The sequence below is a fragment of the Streptomyces sp. NPDC048600 genome (assembly GCF_055587025.1).
Map to the genome: position 1 here is coordinate 1 of NZ_JBVJGZ010000065.1, position 1,604 is coordinate 1,604.

A 1,604-nucleotide genomic window follows, 5' to 3' on the forward strand; every position below is an offset into this window, starting at 1 on the left:
ATTGTTCGGCGGCGTCCTACTCTCCCACAGGGTCCCCCCTGCAGTACCATCGGCGCTGTAAGGCTTAGCTTCCGGGTTCGGAATGTAACCGGGCGTTTCCCCTACGCTATGACCACCGAAACACTATGAAACTGTCAACCGGAGCCGCAGCCAGAAACGGCTTCGACGGTTGTTCGTGGTTTCAGAACCAACACAGTGGACGCGAGCAACTGAGGACAAGCCCTCGGCCTATTAGTACCGGTCACCTTCACACGTTACCGTGCTTCCAGATCCGGCCTATCAACCCAGTCGTCTACTGGGAGCCTTACCCTCTCAAGGAGGTGGGAATACTCATCTCGAAGCAGGCTTCCCGCTTAGATGCTTTCAGCGGTTATCCCTCCCGAACGTAGCCAACCAGCCATGCCCTTGGCAGGACAACTGGCACACCAGAGGTTCGTCCGTCCCGGTCCTCTCGTACTAGGGACAGCCCTTCTCAATATTCCTACGCGCACAGCGGATAGGGACCGAACTGTCTCACGACGTTCTAAACCCAGCTCGCGTACCGCTTTAATGGGCGAACAGCCCAACCCTTGGGACCGACTCCAGCCCCAGGATGCGACGAGCCGACATCGAGGTGCCAAACCATCCCGTCGATATGGACTCTTGGGGAAGATCAGCCTGTTATCCCCGGGGTACCTTTTATCCGTTGAGCGACGGCGCTTCCACAAGCCACCGCCGGATCACTAGTCCCGACTTTCGTCCCTGCTCGACCCGTCGGTCTCACAGTCAAGCTCCCTTGTGCACTTACACTCAACACCTGATTGCCAACCAGGCTGAGGGAACCTTTGGGCGCCTCCGTTACCCTTTGGGAGGCAACCGCCCCAGTTAAACTACCCATCAGACACTGTCCCTGATCCGGATCACGGACCCAGGTTAGACATCCAGCACGACCAGACTGGTATTTCAACGACGACTCCACAACCACTGGCGTGATCGCTTCAAAGTCTCCCAGCTATCCTACACAAGCCGAACCGAACACCAATATCAAACTGTAGTAAAGGTCCCGGGGTCTTTCCGTCCTGCTGCGCGAAACGAGCATCTTTACTCGTAGTGCAATTTCACCGGGCCTATGGTTGAGACAGTCGAGAAGTCGTTACGCCATTCGTGCAGGTCGGAACTTACCCGACAAGGAATTTCGCTACCTTAGGATGGTTATAGTTACCACCGCCGTTTACTGGCGCTTAAGTTCTCAGCTTCGCCACCCCGAAGAGTGACTAACCGGTCCCCTTAACGTTCCAGCACCGGGCAGGCGTCAGTCCGTATACATCGCCTTACGGCTTCGCACGGACCTGTGTTTTTAGTAAACAGTCGCTTCTCGCTGGTCTCTGCGGCCACCCCCAGCTCAGAGTGCAAGACTCATCACCGGTGATGGCCCCCCTTCTCCCGAAGTTACGGGGGCATTTTGCCGAGTTCCTTAACCATAGTTCACCCGAACGCCTCGGTATTCTCTACCTGACTACCTGAGTCGGTTTAGGGTACGGGCCGCCATGAAACTCGCTAGAGGCTTTTCTCGACAGCATAGGATCATCCACTTCACCACAATCGGCTCGGCATCAGGTCTCAGC

General features: G+C 56.2%; 2 rRNA genes (1 of these 2 running past the window's edge). Both read right to left on the minus strand.

Features of this window, described 5'->3' with window-relative positions:
• Positions 1–3 precede the first annotated feature (3 nt).
• A 5S ribosomal RNA gene (gene rrf / locus ACZ6SQ_RS38225) occupies positions 4–120 on the minus strand.
• A 91-nt stretch (positions 121–211) separates the two neighbouring features.
• Positions 212–1,604: ribosomal RNA gene (locus ACZ6SQ_RS38230) — 23S ribosomal RNA — on the minus strand; it runs 1,780 nt beyond the window's last position.